General features: G+C 54.5%; 19 protein-coding genes. 13 read left to right on the top strand and 6 right to left on the bottom strand.

Annotation, left to right across the window (positions count from 1 at the left end; genetic code table 11):
- Positions 1–103: 103 nt before the first annotated feature.
- Together AC6I8X_RS13755 and AC6I8X_RS13750 are read right to left on the bottom strand one after the other, a co-directional pair.
- Positions 104–1,129, bottom strand: coding sequence for an ABC transporter substrate-binding protein (locus AC6I8X_RS13755; RefSeq protein WP_299445302.1), 1,026 nt, complete (start codon positions 1,127–1,129; stop codon positions 104–106).
- Between the two features lie 117 nt (positions 1,130–1,246).
- Positions 1,247–2,506, bottom strand: a complete 1,260-nt coding sequence (locus AC6I8X_RS13750; protein WP_416412015.1) for a 4-aminobutyrate--2-oxoglutarate transaminase — start codon at positions 2,504–2,506, stop codon at positions 1,247–1,249.
- A gap of 122 nt (positions 2,507–2,628) precedes the next feature.
- Here AC6I8X_RS13750 and pdxR point away from each other — a divergent pair, with 122 nt between their 5' ends.
- Both pdxR and AC6I8X_RS13740 read left to right on the top strand, forming a co-directional pair.
- Entirely contained in the window at positions 2,629–4,125 is a 1,497-nt protein-coding gene (pdxR, locus tag AC6I8X_RS13745; protein WP_313684334.1) for a MocR-like pyridoxine biosynthesis transcription factor PdxR, read from the top strand.
- A gap of 275 nt (positions 4,126–4,400) precedes the next feature.
- Positions 4,401–5,486, top strand: coding sequence for an ABC transporter ATP-binding protein (locus tag AC6I8X_RS13740; protein WP_299445308.1), 1,086 nt, complete (start codon positions 4,401–4,403; stop codon positions 5,484–5,486).
- Positions 5,487–5,594: 108 nt separating this feature from the next.
- Here AC6I8X_RS13740 and pta read toward each other — a convergent pair whose 3' ends face one another.
- Positions 5,595–7,739 carry a phosphate acetyltransferase gene (gene pta, locus AC6I8X_RS13735; protein WP_313684336.1) on the bottom strand — a complete coding sequence of 715 codons (2,145 nt, stop codon included), beginning with the start codon at positions 7,737–7,739 and terminating at the stop codon, positions 5,595–5,597.
- A gap of 70 nt (positions 7,740–7,809) precedes the next feature.
- A complete protein-coding gene (gene ackA / locus AC6I8X_RS13730; protein ID WP_084876128.1) occupies positions 7,810–9,012 on the bottom strand; it encodes an acetate kinase in 1,203 nt (400 codons plus the stop codon).
- 339 nt (positions 9,013–9,351) lie between these two features.
- Here ackA and yfbV point away from each other — a divergent pair, with 339 nt between their 5' ends.
- The 3 genes from yfbV to AC6I8X_RS13715 all read left to right on the top strand — a co-directional run bounded on the left by yfbV (position 9,352) and on the right by AC6I8X_RS13715 (position 11,112).
- Positions 9,352–9,804, top strand: a complete 453-nt coding sequence (yfbV, locus tag AC6I8X_RS13725) for a terminus macrodomain insulation protein YfbV (protein WP_497839979.1) — start codon at positions 9,352–9,354, stop codon at positions 9,802–9,804.
- Positions 9,805–9,943: 139 nt separating this feature from the next.
- Positions 9,944–10,438 (top strand): YfbU family protein, encoded by a 495-nt coding sequence (locus AC6I8X_RS13720; RefSeq protein WP_084876126.1) that lies wholly within the window; start codon positions 9,944–9,946, stop codon positions 10,436–10,438.
- Between the two features lie 14 nt (positions 10,439–10,452).
- Positions 10,453–11,112 (top strand): sugar phosphatase, encoded by a 660-nt coding sequence (locus tag AC6I8X_RS13715; protein ID WP_497839978.1) that lies wholly within the window; start codon positions 10,453–10,455, stop codon positions 11,110–11,112.
- Positions 11,113–11,139: 27 nt separating this feature from the next.
- Here the strand turns inward: AC6I8X_RS13715 and yfbR are convergent, their stop codons facing one another.
- Positions 11,140–11,739, bottom strand: a complete 600-nt coding sequence (gene yfbR, locus AC6I8X_RS13710) for a 5'-deoxynucleotidase (protein WP_299445317.1) — start codon at positions 11,737–11,739, stop codon at positions 11,140–11,142.
- A 70-nt stretch (positions 11,740–11,809) separates the two neighbouring features.
- Positions 11,810–13,027: a pyridoxal phosphate-dependent aminotransferase gene (locus tag AC6I8X_RS13705; RefSeq protein ID WP_084876123.1), complete on the bottom strand. Its 1,218-nt coding sequence runs from the start codon at positions 13,025–13,027 to the stop codon at positions 11,810–11,812.
- Positions 13,028–13,995: 968 nt separating this feature from the next.
- Between AC6I8X_RS13705 and lrhA the strand changes: the two genes are divergently transcribed.
- From lrhA to nuoH, 8 genes are all read left to right on the top strand, one after another.
- Positions 13,996–14,919: a transcriptional regulator LrhA gene (gene lrhA, locus AC6I8X_RS13700; RefSeq protein ID WP_007889314.1), complete on the top strand. Its 924-nt coding sequence runs from the start codon at positions 13,996–13,998 to the stop codon at positions 14,917–14,919.
- 661 nt (positions 14,920–15,580) lie between these two features.
- Positions 15,581–16,024 (top strand): NADH-quinone oxidoreductase subunit A, encoded by a 444-nt coding sequence (locus tag AC6I8X_RS13695; RefSeq protein WP_084876121.1) that lies wholly within the window; start codon positions 15,581–15,583, stop codon positions 16,022–16,024.
- Between the two features lie 15 nt (positions 16,025–16,039).
- Entirely contained in the window at positions 16,040–16,717 is a 678-nt protein-coding gene (locus AC6I8X_RS13690; RefSeq protein ID WP_084876120.1) for a NuoB/complex I 20 kDa subunit family protein, read from the top strand.
- Between the two features lie 116 nt (positions 16,718–16,833).
- Positions 16,834–18,633, top strand: a complete 1,800-nt coding sequence (gene nuoC, locus AC6I8X_RS13685) for an NADH-quinone oxidoreductase subunit C/D (RefSeq protein WP_084876119.1) — start codon at positions 16,834–16,836, stop codon at positions 18,631–18,633.
- 2 nt (positions 18,634–18,635) lie between these two features.
- Positions 18,636–19,151, top strand: a complete 516-nt coding sequence (gene nuoE, locus AC6I8X_RS13680; RefSeq protein ID WP_299445328.1) for an NADH-quinone oxidoreductase subunit NuoE — start codon at positions 18,636–18,638, stop codon at positions 19,149–19,151.
- 2 nt (positions 19,152–19,153) lie between these two features.
- The gene (nuoF, locus tag AC6I8X_RS13675) at positions 19,154–20,494 is read left to right on the top strand and encodes an NADH-quinone oxidoreductase subunit NuoF (RefSeq protein WP_313688946.1); all 1,341 of its coding nucleotides are present in this window, start codon (positions 19,154–19,156) and stop codon (positions 20,492–20,494) included.
- 103 nt (positions 20,495–20,597) lie between these two features.
- Complete coding sequence (nuoG, locus tag AC6I8X_RS13670) at positions 20,598–23,321, top strand: NADH-quinone oxidoreductase subunit NuoG (protein ID WP_497839977.1); 2,724 nt, start codon at positions 20,598–20,600, stop codon at positions 23,319–23,321.
- The gene (gene nuoH / locus AC6I8X_RS13665) at positions 23,318–24,292 is read left to right on the top strand and encodes an NADH-quinone oxidoreductase subunit NuoH (RefSeq protein WP_313688941.1); all 975 of its coding nucleotides are present in this window, start codon (positions 23,318–23,320) and stop codon (positions 24,290–24,292) included. The genes nuoG and nuoH overlap by 4 nt, the downstream gene beginning before the upstream one ends.
- The last annotated feature ends 2 nt before the right edge of the window (positions 24,293–24,294 follow it).

Raw genomic sequence — 24,294 nt, 5'->3', positions numbered from 1 at the left:
TACTGATATTTCTGCATTAATTCGTAGCGGCGCGATTTATCGCGCAATGCTGTGCGTCGTGCCGGAAAAAAACGCGCGATAAATCGCGCCGCTACGGAACTACTTACTTCGCGGCCCAGCTGTTAAAGCGCTGTTCCAGTTCTTCGCCGTGTTCCAGCCAGAAATTGGCATCCACCTGCACCGATTTCGCCAGGTTATCCGGCGAGGTGGGCAACTGCTTCAGGCGCTCAGGTGCCAGCAGGGCACCGGCCTTGATATTGGTCGGGCCGTAAGGAATATTTTCGGCGTAGACTTTCTGGTTTTCGGGCTGGTTGGCGAAGGCGATAAACTGTTCTGCCAGGGCTTTATGTTTCGAGCCCTTAACGATGGCCCAGTTATCCAGGTCATACAGGCCGCCGTCCCAGACGATTTTGAAGTTGTGGCCTTCCGCCTGGGCGGTACCGACTCGGCCGTTGTACGCCGATGCCATCACCACATCACCCGATACCAGCCATTGCAGTGGCTGTGCGCCGGATTCCCACCATTGGATATTCGGTTTCAGCTCATCCAGCTTTTTGAAGGCGCGATCGACACCGGCCGGGGTCGCCAGCACTTTGTAGACATCTTCACGCTTCACGCCATCCGCCATCAGCGCGATTTCGAGGGTGTATTTGGCGCTCTTACGCAGCGCGCGTTTGCCGGGGAATTTCTTCACATCCCAGAAATCAGCCCAACTGGTGGGGGCGGTTTTCAGTTTGTCGGCGTCGTAGGTCAGCACGGTAGACCAGACAAAAATCCCGGCACCGCATTCGCTGACGCTGCCAGGAATGAAATCACTTTTGTTGCCCAGCTTGCTCCAGTCGAGCGTTTCGAACAGGCCTTCATCACAACCACGCAGCAGTTCCGGGGTTTCCAGCTCAACCACATCCCAGCCGACCTGTTTGGTCTCCACCATGGCACGGATACGCGCCATCTCGCCGTTGTATTCGCCAGCATCGATGGTGCCTTTCCCGGCAGCGGTAAACGGTTTATAGAATGCTTTGTCCTGGGCGTCCTTGTTGGTGCCACCAAAAGAGATCACAGTCAGGGTTTCTGCCTGTGCTTGCAGTGCTATGGTAGCGAAAATGAGTACAGCTAACTTTTTAACCATCCCACAACTCCTGAATTATTATTGATGTGCAGGCGAACCTGCGTAGTGTTTGCAATGCAGCTTTTATGCCAGGTACCGATGCATAGCGGGAACGGCGCTATGCATCGGGGGAGAGAATTAGTGTTGCGCCAGAATGCCGGACAGCAGTTGCAATGCGCTGTTGAACTGCGCGTCCGGGATGGTGAGCGGGTAAAGGAAGCGGATCACGTTACCGTGCACGCCACAGGTCAGCAGAATCAATCCCTGTGCCAGTGCCTGCTGCTGGATGGCGCGCGCGATATCGGCGGAAGGTTTACCTGCGGCGTCATTAAACTCCGCCGCAATCATTGAACCGCGACCGCGTACTTCAGCCAGTGAACGGCACCCGGCACCCTGTAGGGTTTCACTCAGTTTCGCGCCGAGTTGGTTCGCGCGCTGACACAGTTGTTCTTCGTCGATCACGTCGAGTACCGCGTGTGCCGCTGCAATCGCTGGCGGGCTACCGGCGTAAGTGCCGCCGAGACCGCCCGGTTGCGGTGCATCCATCACCTCAGCGCGTCCGGATACCGCCGACAACGGCATGCCGCCCGCCAGGCTTTTCGCCATGGTGATCAGGTCAGGCTTCACGTCATAATATTCGCTGGCAAACAGCTTACCGGTGCGGGCAAAGCCGCTCTGAATTTCGTCGGCAATCAACAAAATGCCGTGCTGGTCGCACAGCGTGCGCAGCGCGCTGACAAATTCCGGCGGTGCCACGTTAAAACCACCTTCGCCCTGAATCGGTTCGAAAATGATGGCGGCGACTTGCTGCGGACTGATATCGCACTTGAAGATAGCTTCGAGACTTTCCAGTGCCGCTGCCACGCTGTGGCCATGCAGTGCATTGGGATAGCGGGCGTGGAATACTGAGCTGGCGAACGGACCAAAGCCGGTCTTGTAGGGGACCACTTTGCCGGTCAGCGTCATGGTCATATGGGTACGGCCATGAAACGCACCGGTAAAGGCGATGATGCCGGGACGACCGGTAGCCGCGCGGGCAATTTTCACCGCGTTCTCCACCGCTTCGGCACCGGTGGAGAAGAAAGTGGTTTTGGCCGGGCCGGTAACGGGTACGCGCTCATTCAGGCGCTCGGCCAGGCTGATGTAATTCTCGTAAGGGATCACCTGGAACGCGGTGTGGGTGAAGCAATCCAGCTGCTGTTTCACCGCAGCCATCACTTTCGGGTGACGGTGGCCGGTGTTTAGTACCGCAATACCGGCACTGAAATCGGTGTATTCACGGCCCTGATGATCCCAGAGCGTGGCGTTTTCCGCTTTCACGGCATAGAAATCGCACATCACACCAACACCGCGTGGGGTGGCGTTTAAACGACGTGCCTGTAATTCGCTGTTACTCATAGCTCAACCTCATCATGTGATTCGCCGGCTGACTTCACGCCGGAAAACTGCCCTGCTTGCTTTTTAGCGTTTTCAGGGTTTTATAATCCAGAGCCAGTTTTTTTTATTTTGAGGTACCAATTTTGCGCAGCTTACTGGGTGACCTGCTGTTTCAGCGTTTAAATCAGCTTTCCGGCGGCTCGCTGGCCAAGCGCCTGTACGACGTGTTGCAGGGGGCGATTCAGGAAGGTGCCATCGCCACCGGGGTGCGCCTGCCCGCCAGCCGTGACCTGGCGCGCGAGCTTTCGGTATCGCGTAATACCGTACTGGCGGCGTACGAAAAACTGCAATCGGAAGGCTATCTGGAAACTCGCACCGGAAGTGGTACCTTCGTCTGCCTGGTGCTGCCGGAACAAAGCCCGGAAGTGGCTCCGGCACCCGTTCAGCGCGCACGTGGTATGAATACTATCCGCCTGTCACGACGCGGGGCGCGTCTGCTGTCGCAAAGTGGTGCCGGGGCGTTTCAGTGGGGGGCGTTTATGCCGGGCGTGCCGGATGTGAGTTACATGCCGCACGATATCTGGCGCAAAATCCAGCTGCGCATCAGCCGACGCCTGCCGGTGGAATCACTGAGCTATGCCAACCACGGTGGATGCGTCGAGCTGCAACAGGCGCTGGCTGAGTATCTGCGGGTGATCCGTTCGGTCAACTGCACGGCGGAACAGGTGCTGGTCACGGCGGGCACCCATCAGTCGCTCGATTTGCTGGCGAAAATGCTGTGCGATCCGGGCGACAGTGCGCTGGTGGAGGAGCCGGGTTACTGGGGCATCCGCAACGTGCTGGCAGTCAATGGTATCGACCTGATCCCCACCGAAGTGGATGAGCAGGGGTTGGTGCTGCCCGCGGAACAGAGTGATCGTCCTGCGCCACGCCTGATTTGCGTCACCCCCTCGCACCAGTATCCGCTGGGGGCAGTGATGAGCCTGCAACGCCGCCATGAGTTATTAAATCGCGCCAAAAGTACCGGTAGCTGGGTGGTTGAGGATGATTACGATGGTGAGTTCCGCTTTGCTGGCAGCCCAATTCCGGCGCTCCAGGGATTATCGCCGGATGCACCAGTAATTTATCTCGGCACCTTCAGCAAGACGCTCTACCCGGGGATTCGTCTGAGTTACATGGTGGTGCCCAAACCCCTGGCGACGCGTATGAAAATGGCCCATTCGGAGCTTTATCGTGGCGGATATGGCCTGGTGCAGCTGACGCTGGCGGAGTTTATTCGTGAAGGGCACTACGCAGCCCATGTGCGGCGGATGCGGCAGATTTACAGCCGTCGCCGTGCGGCGTTGGTGGCGCTGATTACCGACACCCTCGGCGCGTCCTGGGTGGTACACCACAGCAACGCCGGGCTGCACCTGATTCTCGGACTGCCGGAAAGTATCGACGATGTGGCTTTCAGTGCCGAGCTGGAGCAGAACGGCGTGCTGACACGTCCGCTCTCCTCGTACTACCAGCGCGGGACGCTGCGCCGCGGCCTGCTGCTGGGCTACGCCTGCGTTGACGAAGCGCAGATGGCCACCGCATTCGCGCCGATTCTGCAACGCCTGCAACACCATCTCAAAACCACACCGGTTCCGATGTGACCGATTCTGCCCTGTCCCGGTGCAGGGCACGTAATCAGTGCATTAGCGTTATTGTTAACATTTTTGTAACGTTGATTTTTAAAAGACAATAGAAATCAATAGCCTGCGTTTTTTGATTCAGGCTAACTTTGTATTCAAATTGTCAAATTTCTCTTGTGTTCCTGAAATGCGTTGTGGTAGTGCTAAAAAAAGAGCCGCCAGCATGCGCATGTCAGATATGTCGATGCAGGAATCGTGCCGGATTACTTTTCCTTCACGCTTTACGAGAGAACGTCATGAGAAATTTCGTTAGTTTCAGGAACATAAAAAAGAGTTACGACGGCGATAAGCTGGTGGTGCGTAACCTCAATCTTGACGTGGAGGAAGGGGAGTTTCTCACGCTGCTTGGTCCATCCGGTTCAGGTAAAACCACCAGCCTGATGATGCTGGCGGGCTTTGAAACGCCGACCGATGGCGAGATTTTATTGCGTGATAAACCGCTGCATACCTTGCCACCACATCAGCGCGACATCGGCATGGTATTCCAGAACTATGCGCTGTTCCCCCATATGACGGTGGCGGAAAATCTTGCCTTTCCGCTGTCGATCCGCCGCATGAACAAAGCCGACATCAAATCCCGCGTTGATCGCATTCTGGATATGATCAAACTGACGTCACTGGCGGATCGCTATCCGGCCCAAATGTCCGGTGGGCAGCAGCAACGTGTGGCCCTGGCGCGTGCGCTGGTGTTTGAACCGAAGCTGGTACTGATGGATGAACCGCTCGGGGCGCTGGATAAGCAACTGCGTGAACATATGCAGATGGAGATCAAACAGTTACACGATATGCTGGGCCTGACGATCGTCTATGTGACGCATGATCAGAGCGAAGCGATGACCATGTCCGATCGGGTTGCGGTATTCAACGATGGCATGATCCAGCAGATGGACAGCCCGGATAAACTTTACGAGCAGCCGGAGAATGCGTTTGTCGCGCAGTTTATTGGCGAAAACAACAGCTTACTGGCGACGCAGGTGGCGCAAAACGGTGATTTCTATCAGGTGAAACTGGATGATGGTACGCAGCTTGATGCGCTGAAAGTGCGCCCCAGTTCACCGGGCAAAAAGATCCAGCTCAGCATTCGTCCGGAGCGTGTGAACGTCAATGCGCCGGAGCAGGGCGATCAGATCGTGCAGGCGCAGATCCAGCAGTTTATTTACCTGGGCGACCATGTGCGTATGCTGACCAGTGTGGCCGGGCAGGAGAACTTTATGGTGAAACTGTCGCCGTCGAAGATGGACAAAAGCTGGCAGCCGGGCGCGCAGGTAAGCCTGTCGTGGCAGCCGCAGCATCTGCGTGCGCTGGATGTGATGTTGCAATAATCGCTGTTGACCTCGCGCGATAAATCGCGCCGCTACAAATGCGTGCAGTTTACGTAGCGGCTTGATTTATCACGCAAAACAAGGCGTCCCACAGGACGCCTGAGGATTTTAGCCTTCAGCCTGCTGAGACTGAATCGCTGTCAGGGCGATGGTGTAGACAATGTCATCCACCAGCGCACCGCGTGACAGGTCGTTCACCGGCTTGCGCATACCCTGCAACATCGGTCCGATGGAGATCAGGTCCGCTGAACGCTGTACCGCTTTGTAGGTGGTGTTACCGGTGTTCAGATCCGGGAAGATAAACACGGTGGCACGGCCTGCAACCTGCGAGTTCGGCGCTTTGGATTTCGCCACGTCTTCCATAATGGCGGCGTCATACTGCAACGGACCGTCGATCACCAGGTCAGGGCGTTTTTCCTGCGCGATACGCGTGGCTTCACGGACTTTCTCAACGTCGCTACCGGCACCGGAGTTACCGGTGGAGTAGGAGATCATCGCGACGCGCGGATCGATTCCGAAAGCTTTGGCAGAATCGGCAGACTGAATTGCGATTTCGGCCAGCTGTTCCGGGTTCGGGTCCGGGTTGATGGCGCAGTCGCCATACACCAGCACCTGCTCCGGCAGCAGCATAAAGAACACCGAAGAAACCAGTGAGCTGTTCGGCGCAGTTTTGATCAGCTGCAACGGCGGACGAATGGTGTTGGCAGTGGTATGAACGGCACCGGAAACCAGGCCATCAACTTCACCACTTTCCAGCATCATGGTGCCCAGCACCACGTTGTCTTCCAGTTGTTCCTGCGCAACCACTTCGGTCATGCCTTTGCTCTTACGCAGTTCAACCAGACGCGGCACATAGTTCTCACGCACCACTTCCGGATCGACAATGACGATGCCTTTGCCCAGTTCCACGCCCTGAGCCGCAGCCACACGCTGGATCTCATCCGGGTTACCCAGCAGCACACAGGTGGCAATTCCGCGTTCGGCACAGATGGCAGCAGCTTTCACGGTACGCGGTTCGTCGCCTTCCGGCAGGACGATACGCTTGCCTGCTTTGCGTGCCAGCTCGGTCAGCTGGTAGCGGAAGGCTGGTGGTGACAGACGACGGCTGCGCTCGGAAGTGGCGGTCAGCGATTCGATCCAGTCGTCATTGATGTAGCTGGCGACGTACTCCTGCACTTTTTCAATACGCTGGGTATCATCAGCCGGGACTTCGAGGTTGAAGCTTTGCAGGCTGAGCGAGGTCTGCCAGGTGTTGGTTTTCACCATAAATACCGGCAGGCCGGTCTGGAAGGCGCGCTCGCACAGACGACCAATACGTTCATCAATCTCGTAACCACCGGTCAGCAGAATGGCCCCGATTTCCACGCCGTTCATCGCGGCCAGACAGGCTGCCAGCAGCACGTCTGGGCGGTCTGCGGAGGTCACCAGCAGAGAACCCGGGCGGAAATGCTCCAGCATGTGCGGGATGCTACGGGCACAGAAGGTGACGGATTTCACCCGGCGCGTCTGGATTTCGCCTTCGTTGATGATCTCGGCGTTCAGGTGACGGCACATATCAATCGCGCGGGTGGCGATCAGATCAAAGCTCCACGGCACACAACCCAGTACCGGCAGCGGGCTGTTGGTGAACAGCGTTTTCGGATCGATGTTGGCGATGCTGGCTTTGGAAGAGTCATCAAAAATCTCTGACAAATCCGGACGCGTGCGTCCCTGTTCATCCACCGGAGCATTCAGTTTGTTGATGATCACGCCAGTGATGTTTTTGTTCTTGCTGCCGCCAAAGCTGCTTTGCGTCAGTTCGATACGTTCTTTCAGCTGGGCCGGAGAATCGTTACCCAGGGCGGTGACGAAGACGATTTCGGCGTTCAGGGTTTTGGCGATTTCATAGTTCAGTGCGGAGGCAAACTGGTGTTTGCGCGTCGGCACCAGACCTTCCACCAGCACCACTTCGGCATCTTTGGTGTTTTCGTGGTAGCGGGCGATGATCTCTTCCATCAGCACGTCCTGCTGGTTGGAACCCAGCAGCGACTCAACACGCGACATCAGCAGCGGTTCAGCGGCTGGGATCGTGGAGTTCTTACGGATGATGGTGGTGGTCTGGTCCGGTTTGTCGCCGCCAGTACGTGGCTGCGCAATCGGTTTGAATACGCTCAGGCGCACGCCTTTGCGTTCCATCGCACGGATCACGCCAAGACTGACGCTGGTCAGACCGACGCTGGTGCCGGTTGGAATGAGCATAATTGTACGTGACACTTTATAACCTCTCAGGTGTTGCAGGGTGTCAAAAACAACTCCGTCAGCCTGAGCTGACGGAGAGAAGCATTTACGCGGTGAGACGCGCGGCGTCCTGGGCGATGACCAACTCTTCGTTGGTGGGGATCACCACCGCCGGGCGGGTGCCTTCTTTATTAATGAAGCCGGATTTACCGAAACGCGCTGCCAGGTTGCGTTCGTGATCCACTTCGAAGCCCAGCAGGCCCAGTTTCTGCAGTGACAGCTCACGCACCATCGCGGCATTTTCACCGATACCGCCGGTGAAGACCACCGCATCCAGACGGCCTTCCATCAGCGAGGTGTAGCCGCCGATGTATTTCGCCAGACGATGGCAGAACACGTCCATGGCGCGTTTGGCATCTTCTTTGGTGGTGTAGTTATCTTCCACATAGCGGCAGTCGCTGGTCACTTCGGTCAGACCCAGCAGACCAGACTCTTTGGTCAGCAGTTTGTTGATGGCATCAACGCTCATGCCGAGGGTGTCATGCAGGAAGAAAACGATGGCTGGATCGATGTCACCGCTGCGGGTGCCCATCACCAGACCTTCCAGTGGCGTCAGACCCATTGAGGTATCGACGCAAACACCGTTACGAATCGCGGAAACAGAACCGCCGTTGCCCAGGTGGCAGGTGATGACGTTCAGCTCTTCTACCGGTTTACCCAGCATTTTTGCCGCTTCCTGGGTCACGTAGTAGTGGCTGGTACCGTGGGCACCATAGCGACGTACGCCGTGTTCTTTATACAATTTGTACGGCAGAGCGTAGAGATACGATTCTTCAGGCATTGTCTGATGGAATGCTGTATCAAAAACCGCCACATTCTTATCTGAAAGGTGCGGGAAATTTTTCATTGCTTCGTCGATACCGATCAGATGTGCCGGATTGTGCAGCGGAGCAAATGAAGAAGCATCTTTAATGCCCTGAATAACGGACTCATCAATCACGACTGATTTCGTCAGTTGTTCGCCGCCATGAACGATACGATGGCCGATTGCAGCGATTTGTGCCGAAAGCTCTGGTTTTTGTGCCAGAATAGTTTTAACAATGAAGTTGAGGGCTTCGCTGTGCGCTGCGCCCGCGCCCAGAGGGGCTTCCTGTTTGCTACCTTCGAGTTTCCATTTAATACGCGCTTCGGGCAGGTGGAAGCATTCAGCCAGACCGGAGAGGAATTCGTCGCCGTTGGCGGGGTTGAGGATGGCAAACTTGAGTGAGGAGCTGCCGCAGTTCAGAACCAGAACTAACTTCGTCGACATGGAAGTACCTATTGGTTAAATAGTGGCGAGAAATAACGCAATCAGACTAACAGCGTAGTTCATGAAAGCTGGTAAATTAATGATTAACATCATGCGGTAGTCAAAAAGAGACCGATCCGCAAAAAAATTTTGGTAATTTTACGCGATTTTTTTAAATCAGCTTAGCGAAACATGGCTCTAAACTGCGCTTTTATTGAGCAGAAGCTTCCGGTAATGTTGCTAAAACGGCGTCAGAATACCCAGTGTCACCCTTAAAGACAAAAACTTTTGAAGGATGTCACGTAAAGTTGTGTGGTTGTCAGTTTATTTTAAATCTTGCAGTAATAGTTGAGGTCTACCATGGCGAATGATACAGGTAATCCAGGCTGGTTCGGCTTATTTCAGCGCGGCCAGCATTACATGAAGACCTGGCCAGCCGATAAACGCCTGGCACCGGTGTTTCCTGAAAATCGTGTGGTGACGGCGACACGTTTTTCCATTCGCTTTATGCCTCCCCTGGCAATTTTTACCCTGACGTGGCAGATCGCCATGGGCGGGCAGCTGGGGCCTGCGGTAGCCACTGCGCTATTTGCCTGTAGCCTGCCGATGCAGGGTTTATGGTGGCTGGGTAAACGCTCCATCACACCGTTGCCACCTTCTTTATTGCAATGGTTCCATGAGGTCCGCGCCAAACTGGAAGAAGCCGGACAGGCGATTGCGCCGGTCGAAGGTAAACCGACCTACCAGGCACTGGCCGATGTGCTGAAACGGGCATTTAAACAGCTGGATCGTACTTTCCTTGACGATCTTTGATCGATAAACGTTTCCCGCCGGGACAGAATTCGCCGCTGATCCCGGTTCAAATCAAAGAAAAGTGGTGCGGACATACCCGCATCTGTTCCCTTGTGCAATCATTTCTCTATACCTAAATTGATGCCCCGGGAGAACAACCATGGAAATGACCCACGCACAGCGGCTCATCCTGTCGAATCAGTACAAAATGATGGCGATGCTGGAGCCGGACAACGCTGAACGTTACCGCCGTTATCAGACCATCATTGAACGTGGCTATGGCCTGCAGTTACGCGAACTGGATAAAGAGTTCGGCGAGCTGAGCGAAGACACCTGTCGCACCCTGATCGATATTATGGAGATGCACCACGCGCTGCATGTTTCCTGGTCAAATCTCAAAGATTCTGCGCTGATTGAGGAACGTCGTCTGGCTTTTCTCGGTTTTGACGCCGCCACGGAAGCACGCTACCTCGGCTATGTGCGCTTTATGGTCAATACTGAAGGGCGCTACACCCATTTTGATTCCGGCACCCACGGGTTTAATGCGCAAACGCCGATGTGGGAAAAATACCAACGTATGCTGGCGGTGTGGCACACTTGTCCGCGTCAGTACCATTTGAGCGCGAACGAGATCGCGCAAATCCTTAATGCCTGAAGAAGGAGCATCGAGTGAAGTACAGGGGTTTTCTGTTTGATTTAGATGGCACGCTGGTGGATTCGCTGCCTGCTGTTGAGCGCGCGTGGACCCAATGGGGTGAACGTCATGGTTTTGCGGCGGAAGAAATCCTGAGCTTCATTCATGGTAAACAGGCAATTACCTCGCTGCGCCATTTTATGGCGGGCCAGAGCGAGGAGGCGATTCAGGCGGAGTTTTTGCGTCTGGAGCGTATCGAAGCGGAAGATACTGACGGGGTGTGTGCTTTGCCGGGTGCACAGGCACTGCTGGCGACACTCAACGAGTTGCAAATTCCGTGGGCGATTGTCACGTCAGGTTCAGTCCCGGTTGCCCATGCGCGTCACAAAGCCGCCGGATTACCTGCGCCTGCCGTGTTTATCACCGCCGAGAATGTAAAACGCGGCAAGCCGGAACCAGATGCCTATTTGTTGGGCGCAGAGAAACTGGGTCTGGCGGCTGGCGAGTGCGTGGTGGTGGAAGATGCGCCTGCGGGTGTGCTGGCCGGATTGAATGCGGGCAGCGCGGTGATTGCGGTAAATGCGCCGAAAGATACTCCACGTCTCGACGAGGTAACTTTTGCGCTTACCACGCTGGAAGACCTGGTAGTGACCGGTGACGGCAAGGGCGGTTTTACCCTTTCGCTGCAAGCATAATCTGTAACGGCGCGATAAATCGCGCCGTTACAACGGCGTATCCTGCGAAATTTCATCCAGCGACAGGCTGAAGCTGGGGATGAATACCTCAACAAAATAATCCATTTCCGGCGAACGGCGTTGCGCCAGCGTCTTTTCCAGACGTGCTTTTGCCAGCAAAAACTCATTGTTACCGGCAGACAGTTCCTCAAGGCATTTGACATACGCACACAGGGCATCGGCCTGCTTGACCACTGCTTGTTCCGCTTCGCTATGCAGATGCTCATCCAGCAACGGACGAAATTCTTCCTGCAGTTCCGCCGGGAGCATTTCAATCAGTTTGTGTTGGGCAATCTTCTCGATCTTTTTGTATTCATGGGCAATTTGCGCATTGTAATACTTCACCGGGGTCGGTAGATCGCCGGTCAGCACTTCACTGGCATCATGATAAAGCGCCAGCATGGCAATGCGATCGGCATTCAGATTGCCGTTGAATTTTTTGTTTTTAATCACGGCCAGAACATGGGCGACCATGGCGACCTGCAGGCTGTGCTCAGAGACATTCTCGGTGCGCACGTTACGCATCAGCGGCCAGCGGTTGATCAATTTAAGACGGGAGAGATGGGCGAAAAAGTGGCTACGGGTCATGAGCAGTTCCTGATCGGACGACGGGGAGAAAAGCCTCTCCCCGAAATACACTCACTATACGCGTGTGACGCTACTGACGATACCCTTGCAGGAAGCGACCAAACTTGGTGATGGCCATTTCCAGATCGTCAACGCGGGGCAGGGTAACGATGCGCACGTGATCCGGCCATGGCCAGTTGAACGCGGTGCCCTGCACCAGCAGCACTTTTTCCTGTAGCAGGAAATCAAGCACCATTTTCTGATCGTCGAACAGATTGAATTTCTTCGCATCAATGCGCGGGAACATATAGAGCGCACCCTGCGGCTTGACGCAGCTGACGCCAGGGATGTCATTAATCAATTCCCAGGCGCGCTGGCGTTGTTCATAAAGGCGGCCGCCCGGCACGATAAATTCACTGATGCTCTGATAGCCACCCAGCGCGGTTTGAATTGCGTGTTGTGCGGGGACGTTGGCGCACAGACGCATCGAGGCCAGCATTTCCAGACCTTCAATGTAGCCTTTCGCGTGTTTCTTCGGACCGTTCAGTACCATCCAGCCCTGACGGAAACCGGCAACGCGATAGGTTTTTGACAGGCCGTTAAAGGTGACGGTCAACAGATCGGGAGCCAGCGCGGCAATGGAATGATGCTGCGCTTCGTCATACAAGATCTTGTCGTAAATCTCATCGGCAAAGATGATCAGATTATGCTGGCGGGCAATCTCAACGATTTCCATCAGCAATTCTTTGCTGTACACCGCCCCGGTGGGGTTGTTCGGGTTGATAATCACGATGCCGCGTGTGCGCGGGGTGATTTTGCTGCGGATATCATCCAGGTCCGGGAACCAGCCGGCGGATTCATCACACAGATAATGTACCGCTTTTCCACTGGAAAGGGAGACGGCGGCGGTCCACAACGGGTAATCCGGTGCAGGTACCAGCATTTCATCACCGCTGTTCAGCAGCGCCTGCATGGCCTGCACAATCAGTTCCGAAACACCGTTACCAATATAGATGTCTTCAACGGTCATATCGCGCATGTCGCGCGCCTGATAATGCTGCATGATTGCTTTGCGCGCTGAATAGAGACCTTTGGAGTCACAATATCCCTGGGCACTGGGCAGGTTGCGGATCACATCAACCAGGATTTCATCGGGGGCTTCAAAACCAAACGGGGCAGGGTTGCCAATGTTGAGTTTGAGAACTTTGTTGCCTTCTTCTTCGAGACGTTTCGCCTCTTTCAGTACCGGACCACGGATGTCATAACAGACATTATCCAGCTTGCCGGATTTATCAATTTGAAAATTCATCGCTACCGCCTTAACGGGCAGAGTCCATTTAACCTGCCTCAAAAAACAAACCCGCCCAATTTACTCCTCTCCCCGTAACAAAAGAAGGGTAATGAAAGGTTTTGGCGAGTTTGGCAATTTTTTATGCTGATACTGGCTGAAAAGGCATTTTACACTGATTAATCTGGTTGAATTATCCAGTAAAGTTACCAGGGTTGATATTTAATGCTGACAGGGGGCCGGGGAGCTGTAAACTCCTTAATCCAGACGTAAAGAAGGGGATTGCGTATATTTTTATTCACAACTGTCGCATTGAATCGTTAGCGACGTAATGAAATAGTTAAAGAATCCTTGTAGGAAGTCGAATAATTAGTCATTGCCAGTTTATTGTCCGCTGGCGTCAGAAACTGTCCCCGATTCTCATTCAGTTTCAGAGACAGAATCAGAGAACTATCGGCAGCAGGGCGGTGTCCGAAGTCTGTATTAAATAGCATTTGCGCTGAAACTTAAGCTTTCCCTATGAAGTTTCGGAACCAGGGGGGCTTAAAAAATGAACAGCTTTGTGGCAGGATGTGCGGGAAAAGGGGACAGGTCAAAAATTACGAGCTTTCTAACAAAAACATTTCCATTTCTGGCGCAAAAATGATTAAGTATAATTTATTATTTGATGCACTTTACCTCTTCGCATCACCATAACATACAGTTATCATTTTTTGACCCGTGCACGTTTTTGGCGGGAAACCAGGCAACTACACAGCTTCCTGCATTTGCGCGATTTACGCTTTCGGCCCGAGAAGTTGTTCTGTCTTTGTGACGCCGCTGCTCTGTTTTCAGAGTGACGTAATCGTTGGAATCCGCCTGACCCAGTTTTTTCATGACAGTCTCCACACAGGACTGTCATTAAGCACCATTACCTCTTATCCCAATGATAAGTAAGGTAATACACCAGGGTAGTAGTTTGTAAAAAATCTTATAAGTGAAGAAAAAACATGACTAATGCAAATCGTCCGATACTGAATCTCGACCTCGATCTGCTGAGAACTTTCGTCGCCGTTGCTGACCTGAACACTTTTGCGGCTGCGGCTGCAGCCGTGTGCAGAACGCAATCAGCAGTAAGCCAGCAGATGCAGCGTCTGGAACAATTGGTAGGTAAAGAGCTGTTTGCCAGACATGGACGTAATAAATTGCTGACGGAGCATGGCATCCAACTGCTGGGCTACGCCAGAAAAATCCTTCGTTTCAATGACGAAGCTTGTACCTCTCTGATGTATAGCAATATTCAGGGCGTGCTGACCATTGGCGCTTCTGACGACACCTCAGATACCATTCTGCCTTTCCTGCTCAATCGTGTGACCTCGGTTTATCCGAAGCTGGCGATTGATGTCCGCGTGAAGCGTAATCCATTTATGATGGAAATGCTGAACCAGGGAGAAGTGGATTTGGTGGTCACCACTTCCAGTCCGGGTAACTTTACCCACCAGGTTCTGCGTACCTCGCCGACCCTGTGGTATTGTGCGGCTGATTACATCTTCCAGCGCGGTGAAGCGATTCCACTGGTGCTGCTGGATGAACCAAGCCCGTACCGCGACATGGCGATTGACCATCTGAACGAAGCGGGTATTCCGTGGCGTATTTCCTATGTGGCCTCGACGCTGGCGGCAGTCCGTGCGGCAGTAAAAGCCGGTCTTGGCGTTACCGCGCGTCCGGTGGAAATGATGAGCCCGGAACTGCGAGTGATGGGTGCTGCTGAAGGCTTGCCTGTTTTACCGGATACCCAATATCTGCTGTGCCGTAATCCGGACAGCGATAATGAACTGGCGCTGGCCATCTTCAATGCTATGCAATCAACTAACGATCCGTACAATCTAAGTGCAAATCCGGACGGCACACTGTTGCTGGACGACGAAGAGTAAGCACAATCTGCGCGGGTAATCATTCTCAAATAGAATACCAGGCAATTGTTAAAACTTAGATAAATAAGCCTTAGCATGGTTTTTCTCTGCTAAGGCTTTTTTTATGTCATTTATCTCTGCCATTCTGGTGCTGACACGCCGGTAATAAATTTCCCCCTGCCTGAAAAAATGAAATGCGTTTCATTTTCATCTGAAGTGGAACGATTTTCTCATTTCGTGCCATCTTTCCCTGGGCATCTGCCTGCGAGAATTGTCTCTTTTTACAGCAAAAAGCATTGTTATGTGTCCTGGATCAAGAAAATAGCCCTGAAAAGGACAAGGAAATCCGGTTAATTCCTGTCAAAATATGATTGTTAAATGCACGATCCATGCATGTGAATACCCGCTACACTGAAAGTAACCTCACAAACTGAAGCGATTTAGCTGGCGCAACTGGCCTTGTATGTTAATAATATGCTGCGGATGTAAAATAATGTTTGGATACTTTTGTCAAAGTTGACAAAAGGTTATAGAAAGGAGTAAAAAACCCCATAAAATTGCTGCTTAATTGCTAATGACAGCAAAGTTTATAAGGTTTTTTATCCTTCCCTTGAATCGATGTGGTGCGTTTGCTGCGAATGTGCAGGATGCCATCGCCACTTTTGATGAGTAAGCAAAGAGTATGTCAACAACCACAGAAGTGATCGCTCATCACTGGGCATTTATTGTTTTCATTGTTCTCGCGTTCGGTCTTTGCGCCTTTATGTTGACCGGTGGCTGGTTGTTAGGTGGTCGTGCCCGCGCGCGTTACAAGAACACCCCGTTTGAATCGGGTATCGACTCGGTCGGTGACACCCATATTCGCCTCTCTGCAAAATTCTATCTGGTTGCGATGTTCTTCGTGATTTTCGACGTCGAAGCCCTCTTTTTATACGCATGGTCGACTTCCATACGCGAAAGCGGCTGGGTCGGCTTTGTCGAAGCCGCAATTTTCATTTTGGTGCTACTGGCAGGCCTGGTTTACCTGGTTCGCATCGGTGCGCTGGATTGGGCACCGGCGCGTCGTCGCGTGGTGGTCAAGTCAAGCCCGGTCAGTCACAGCCACACCAATCCTCAAAAGCAGTAAAAGCGAGGCAATAAGATGGACTACACGCTGACACGCGTAGACCCGAATGGGGGCGATAACGATCGCTATCCGCTGCAAAAACAGGAGATCGTCGCTGATCCTCTGGAGCAGCATGTTCACCGCAGCGTCTATATGGGCAAACTCGAAAATGCCCTGCACGACATGGTGAACTGGGGTCGTAAAAACTCTCTCTGGCCGTACAACTTCGGCCTTTCCTGTTGCTACGTGGAGATGACCACGTCATTCACTGCGGTGCATGACGTGGCGCGTTTTGGTGCGGAAGTTATGCGTGCCTCACCGCGTCAGGCTGACTTCATGGTGATTGCCGGTACGCCGTTTACCAAAATGGCCCCGGTGATTCAGCGTCTGTATGACCAGATGCTCGAACCCAAATGGGTCATCTCAATGGGGGCCTGTGCCAACTCCGGCGGCATGTATGACATCTATTCGGTGGTACAGGGCGTAGATAAATTCCTGCCAGTGGATGTGTATATCCCAGGTTGCCCGCCGCGTCCGGAAGCTTATATGCAGGCGCTGCTGTTGTTACGCGAATCCATCGGCAAAGAGCGTCGTCCGCTCTCGTGGGTGGTGGGGGATCAGGGCGTTTATCGCGCGAATATGCAATCAGAACGCGAAAGAAAACGCGGTGACCGTATCGCAGTCACCAACCTGAGAACACCCGACGAAGTTTAAGCTACCCGTACACGGATGGAGCCACGGCCGCAGCAGAACACCACAATTTAATGTGTGCCGCCATCCTGACGCCTTCTTTTGAGTGCCTGATAACAGGCCGGAATGGTGAGTAACGTATGACAGATTTAACCACGCAAGATCTCGCTCAGCCTGCATGGCAAACCCGGGATCACCTGGACGACCCGGTGATCGGCGAGCTGCGTAACCGTTTTGGGCCGGATGCCTTTACCGTTCAGGCCACCCGCACCGGTATTCCGGTGGTGTGGGTGAAGCGTGAACAATTGCTGGAAATTGTCGAATTCCTGCGCAAACTGCCGAAGCCTTACGTCATGCTGTATGATTTGCATGGCATGGACGAGCGTTTACGTACCAACCGCGCGGGCCTGCCTGCCGCGGATTTTTCCGTTTTCTATCATCTGCTATCGATTGAACGCAATCGCGACATCATGCTCAAGGTCGCGTTGTCTGAAAACGATATGCGTCTGCCGACCATCACCAAAATTTTTGCCAATGCCAACTGGTATGAGCGCGAAACCTGGGAAATGTTTGGCATGACCTTTGATGGTCACCCGCACCTGACGCGCATCATGATGCCGCAAACGTGGGAAGGGCATCCGTTGCGCAAGGATTATCCGGCGCGTGCGACCGAATTTGATCCCTTCACGCTGACTAAACAAAAAGAAGACCTCGAAATGGAGTCGCTGACCTTCAAACCCGAAGACTGGGGGATGAAGCGCAGCACCGCCAACGAGGACTTTATGTTCCTTAACCTCGGTCCAAACCACCCGTCTGCCCACGGTGCGTTCCGTATCATTCTGCAACTGGATGGCGAAGAGATCGTCGATTGCGTGCCAGATGTCGGTTATCACCACCGCGGTGCCGAGAAAATGGGTGAGCGCCAGTCCTGGCACAGCTACATTCCGTATACCGACCGTATCGAGTATCTCGGTGGTTGCGTTAACGAAATGCCGTATGTGCTGGCGGTGGAAAAACTGGCGGGTATCACCGTTCCGGATCGCGTCAATGTGATTCGCGTGATGCTGTCGGAACTGTTCCGCATCAACAGCCATCTGCTGTACATCTCAACCTTTATTCAGGACGTCGGTGCGATGACGCCGGTGTTCTTCGCCTTTACCGATCGCCAGAAAATCTATGATGTGGTCGAAGCCATTACCGGTTTCCGTATGCACCCGGCATGGTTCCGTATAGGTGGTGTGGCGCACGATCTGCCGAAAGGCTGGGAACGTCTGCTGCGTGAATTCCTCGACTGGATGCCAAAACGTCTGAAAGAGTACGACAAAGCAGCGCTGCGCAACCGCGTGCTGATGGGCCGTTCTCAGGGCGTTGCCGCGTACAACATGGACGAAGCACTGGCGTGGGGCACCACCGGTGCCGGTCTGCGCGCCACCGGTCTTGATTTTGACGTGCGTAAATGGCGTCCGTATTCAGGTTACGAGAATTTCGATTTCGAGATTCCGGTCGGTGCCGGGATCAGCGATGCCTACACCCGCGTGATGCTGAAAATGGAAGAGATGTGGCAGTCGCTGCGCATTCTGGAGCAGTGCCTGAAAAATATGCCGGAAGGGCCGTTCAAAGCGGATCACCCGCTGACCACGCCGCCGCCGAAAGAGCGCACGCTGCAACACATCGAAACCCTGATCACTCACTTCCTGCAGGTTTCCTGGGGCCCGGTAATGCCGGCCAACGAATCCTTCCAGATGATCGAGGCGACCAAAGGGATCAACAGTTACTACCTGACCAGCGATGGCAGCACCATGAGCTACCGCACCCGCGTGCGTACGCCGAGCTTCCCGCATCTGCAACAGATCCCGTCGGTGATCCGTGGCAGCCTGGTATCCGATCTGATCGTTTACCTCGGTAGTATCGATTTTGTTATGTCAGACGTGGACCGCTAATTATGCACGATCAAAAAATTGCCATCCAAACGATCGACCCGAATGAGGTCTTTGTGCTGAGCGAGGCAGAACACCACGCGATTGAGCACGAAAAACACCATTACGAAGATGCGCGCGCGGCTTCCATCGAAGCGCTGAAGATCGTGCAGAAACAGCGTGGCTGGGTGCCTGACGGCGCGATTCACGCCATTGCCGAGGTGCTGGGTATTCCGGCCAGTGACGTCGAAGGTGTGGCGACATTCTATAGCCAGATCTATCGTCAGCCGGTAGGGCGTCATGTGATTCGCTACTGTGACAGCGTGGTGTGCCATATCACCGGTTATCAGGGGATTCAGGCCGCTTTAGAACAAAACCTGCACATCAAACCGGGCCAGACGACGCCGGATGGCCGCTTTACGTTGCTGCCGACCTGCTGTCTGGGTAACTGCGATAAAGGCCCGACCATGATGGTGGATGAAGATACCCACGTTCATCTGACGCCGGAAGGTATTGCCAACTTACTGGAGCAGTATCAATGACTATCAAACAGATCATTCGTACTGCGGAAACGCATCCACTGACCTGGCGTCTGCGCGATGACAAACAGCCGGTATGGATCGACGAATATCGCAGCAAAAACGGCTACGTTGGCGCGGAAAAAGCGCTGAAAGGCATGAGTCAGGACGAAATCGTCGCAGCGGTGAAGGACTCCGGTCTGAAAGGCCGTGGTGGTGCAGGCTTTAACACCGGCCTGAAATGGAGCCTGATGCCGAAAGACGAATCCATGAACATCCGTTACCTGCTGTGTAACGCTGATGAGATGGAACCAGGTACTTATAAAGACCGCCTGCTGATGGAGCAAATGCCGCACCAGTTGGTGGAAGGAATGCTGATCAGTGCCTTTGCACTGAAAGCCTACCGTGGCTACATCTTCCTGCGCGGTGAATATATCGAGGCGGCGGTGCATCTGCGCAAAGCAATCGCTGAAGCCACTGAAGCCGGATTTCTCGGCAAAAACATTCTCGGCACCGGTTTTGATTTCGAGCTGATCGTGCATACCGGGGCGGGGCGCTACATTTGTGGTGAAGAAACCGCGTTAATTAACTCGCTGGAAGGGCGTCGCGCTAACCCGCGTTCCAAGCCACCGTTCCCGGCCAGTGCTGGCGTCTGGGGCAAACCGACCTGTGTTAACAACGTTGAGACGCTGTCGAACGTACCGGCCATCTTCCTCAATGGGGTGGAGTGGTACAAGAACATCTCTAAAAGTGATGATACCGGCACCAAAATGATGGGCTTCTCAGGCCGCGTGAAAAACCCGGGTGTCTGGGAGCTGCCGTTCGGTATTACCGCGCGCGAGATCCTGGAAGATTATGCCGGTGGTATGCGCGATGGTCTGAAGTTCAAAGCCTGGCAACCGGGCGGCGCAGGCACTGACTTCCTCACCGATCAACACCTCGACCTGCCGATGGAATTTGCCAGCATTGGTAAAGCCGGTAGCCGTCTGGGGACCGCGCTGGCGATGGCGGTTGACCATGAGATCAACATGGTGTCGCTGGTGCGCAATCTGGAAGAGTTCTTTGCCCGCGAATCCTGTGGCTGGTGTACGCCATGCCGTGATGGTCTGCCGTGGAGCGTGAAGATCCTGCGTGCGCTGGAGCAGAAACAAGGCCAGCCGGGTGATATCGAAACCCTGCAACAGCTTTGTCGCCAGCTTGGCCCAGGTAAAACCTTCTGTGCCCATGCGCCTGGTGCGGTAGAGCCATTGCAGAGTGCCATTAAATATTTCCGTGAAGAGTTTGAAGCCGGCATTGCGCCGCAGGTGTTTGGCAATACCCGAGCCATCGGCGGTATCCAGCCGAACCTGCTGAAAGCGCGCTGGTAATCAGCCGCCGTACACGGATTACCCGACGCGATTGCCTCGCGTGGGGAAAGAAATAGATGTTTAACGCTCGTCCCCGGACGGGCCTTACGGAAGCATATTCACTATGGCTACTATCCATGTAGACGGTAAAGAGTATGAAGTGAACGGGTCGGACAACCTGCTACAGGCATGTCTGTCTCTGGGCCTTGATATTCCTTATTTTTGCTGGCATCCGGCGCTGGGAAGCGTGGGTGCCTGTCGCCAGTGCGCGGTAAAGCAATTCCAGAATGCCGAAGATACCCGCGGTCGCCTTGTCATGTCATGCATGACGCCCGCATCGGACGGCACCTTTATTTCCATCGACGATGGCGAAGCGAAAGAGTTTCGTGAAAGCGTGGTGGAATGGCTGATGACCAACCACCCGCATGACTGTCCGGTGTGCGAAGAGGGCGGTAACTGCCACCTGCAGGATATGACGGTAATGACGGGCCACAGCTTCCGTCGCTATCGCTTCACCAAACGTACTCACCAGAATCAGGACCTCGGCCCGTTCATTTCTCATGAAATGAACCGCTGCATCGCCTGTTATCGCTGTGTGCGTTACTACAAAGATTACGCCGATGGCACCGACCTTGGTGTGTATGGCGCGCATGACAACGTCTACTTTGGTCGTCCGGAAGATGGCACGCTGGAAAGCGAATTCTCCGGTAACCTGGTAGAAATCTGTCCGACCGGGGTCTTCACCGATAAAACCCACTCCGAGCGTTATAACCGTAAGTGGGATATGCAGTTTGCGCCGAGTATCTGCCAGCAATGCAGCGTCGGTTGTAACACCAGCCCCGGTGAGCGTTACGGCGAATTACGACGTATCGAAAACCGTTATAACGGCACAGTAAACCACTACTTCCTGTGTGACCGCGGTCGCTTTGGTTACGGTTACGTCAACCTGAAGGACCGTCCGCGCCATCCGGTACAGCTGCGTGGCAATGACTGGGTCACTCTGAATGCTGAGCAGGCTGTGAACGCAGCGGCAGATGTGTTGCGTCAGGCGAAAAAAGTCATCGGGATTGGCTCTCCGCGTGCCAGCATCGAAAGTAACTTTGCCCTGCGCGAGCTGGTGGGAGCGGATAACTTCTCCACCGGTATGCCAGCAGGCGAGCAGGCGCGTCTGGAACTGATGCTCAAAGTGCTGCGCGAAGGCGGTATCTATACCCCGTCTCTGCGTGAAATTGAAAGCTACGATGCGGTGCTGGTGCTGGGCGAAGATCTGACTCAGGTTGGCGCGCGCGTGGCACTGTCCGTACGTCAGGCGGTGAAGGGTAAAGCACGCGAAATGGCCGCCGCACAGAAAGTGGCTGACTGGCAAATCGCGGCGATCCTCAACATCGGACAACACGCCAAACACCCGCTGTTCGTGACCAACGTCGATGAAACCCGTCTGGATGATATCGCCGCGTGGAGCTATCGCGCTCCGGTGGAAGATCAGGCACGTCTCGGTTTTGCCATCGCGCATGCGCTGGATGAAAGCGCGCCAGCGGTTGGCGATTTTGACAAGACGCTGAACGGTAAGCTGGATGTGGTGGTACAGGCGCTGACCGGGGCGAAAAAGCCGCTGATTATCTCCGGTACTCACTCTGGCAGCACCGCAATGATTGAAGCGGCCGCCAACGTGGCTAAAGCGCTGAAAGCGCGTGGTGCGGATGTCGGCATCACCCTGCTGGCATCCGCCGCTAACAGCATCGGCCTGGGCCTAATGGGCGGTGCATCGCTGGATAGCGCCCTGGCGCAACTGAGCAACGGCGAAGCCGATACGCTGGTGGTGCTGGAAAACGATCTGTATCGCCACGCGCCGAAGGCGACGGTGGACGCGGCACTGGCGCAGGCTGCCAACGTGATTGTGGTTGATCATCAACGCACCGCCACGCTGGAAAAAGCCAACCTGGTGTTCTCCACAGCCAGCTTTGCCGAAAGCGATGGTACCTCGATCAACCATGAAGGTCGCGCTCAGCGCTTCTTCCAGGTTTACGATCCTTCCTACTACGACAGCAGCGTGGTGATGCTGGAAAGCTGGCGTTGGCTGCATTCGCTGCACAGCACAGTGGAAAGCCGCCACATTGACTGGACGCTGCTCGACCATGTGATAGATGCCACCATCGCGGCATTGCCGCAGTTGAAAGGCATCAAGGACGCGGCACCGGATGCCAGCTTCCGTATTCGTGGTCAGAAACTGGCGCGTTCCCCGCATCGTTACAGTGGCCGTACTGCGGCGCGCGCGAATATCAGCGTGCACGAACCGCGTCAGCCGCAGGATAAAGACACCATGTTTGCCTTCTCGATGGAAGGGAACAACCAGCCGAATGCTGCGCGTTCGCAGATTCCGTTTGCCTGGGCGCCAGGCTGGAACTCCCCACAGGCATGGAACAAATTCCAGGCCGAAGTGGGCGGTAAGCTGCGCAATGGCGATCCGGGTGTGCGTCTGTTTGAGGCCGCAGAAGGTTCACTGCCGTGGTTCAGTGCCGTGCCGGAAAGTTTTGTCGGTGGCAGCCAGTGGCGCGTGGCCCCTTACTATCAGCTGTTCGGTAGTGAAGAGATGACGCAACGTTCACCGGTGTTCCAGAAACGTATGTCTCCGGCCACGCTGGTGATCAACCCAGCCGACGCTGAGAAGCTCGGTGTGAATAACGGTGCGGCGGTGGAGCTGGTGTGTGCTGGTGAAACCCTGCGCCTGCCGGTACGTTTTTCCGCGTCATTGCAGGCGGGGCAGGTAGGTCTGCCACTCGGTATGCCGGGTGTACCGCCGTTCCTCTCGGGTGCGCAAATTGACAAACTGCAGGAGGCGGCGCAATGAGCTGGCTGACACCGGACGTTATTGACATCCTGATTAGCATCGGCAAAGCCATCGTCATCCTGCTGGTGGTGGTGGGTTGTGGTGCCTTTATGAGCTTTGCCGAGCGTCGTCTGCTCGGCTTATGGCAGAACCGTTACGGACCGAACCGTGTAGGTTGGGGCGGTTCGCTGCAACTGGCAGCGGACATGATCAAAATGTTCTTTAAAGAGGACTGGATTCCGCCGTTTACCGACCGATTCATCTTCACCCTCGCCCCGGTAATTGCGTTTGTTTCGCTGCTGCTGGCGTTTGCAATTGTGCCGGTCACACCGACCTGGATGGTGACTGACCTGAATATCGGTCTGCTGTTCTTCCTGATGATGGCGGGTCTGGCGGTGTACGCGGTGCTGTTTGCGGGCTGGTCGAGTAACAACAAATATTCGCTGCTGGGTGCGATGCGTGCTTCCGCGCAGACCCTGAGCTACGAAGTGTTCCTCGGTCTGTCGCTGATGGGTGTGGTAGCGCAGGCGGGATCGTTCAATCTGAATGCCATCGTCGAAAGCCAGGCGCACCTGTGGAACATCATTCCGCAATTCTTCGGCTTCCTTACTTTCTGTATCGCAGGCGTTGCGGTGTGTCACCGTCATCCGTTTGACCAGCCGGAAGCCGAGCAGGAACTGGCCGATGGTTATCACATCGAATACGCCGGGATGAAGTTCGGTCTGTTCTTTGTCGGTGAATACGTGGCCATCACCACCGTGTCAGCGCTGATTGTGACGCTGTTCTTCGGTGGCTGGCAGGGGCCGTTCCTGCCGCCGATCATCTGGTTTGCCGTTAAGACTGCGTTCTTCATGGTGATGTTTATCCTGATTCGTGCTGCGCTTCCGCGTCCACGCTATGACCAGGTGCTGTCGTTCGGCTGGAAAGTGTGTTTGCCGTTGACGCTGCTGAACCTGCTGGCGACCGCCGCAGTGATTCTGTCTGCGCAGTAAGG

It is taken from the genome of Pantoea sp. X-Soil-TKNS-1280 (assembly GCF_059730475.1).
The sequence above is the reverse complement of the archived record's forward strand: the minus strand, read 5'-3'. Positions and strand labels throughout refer to the sequence as shown.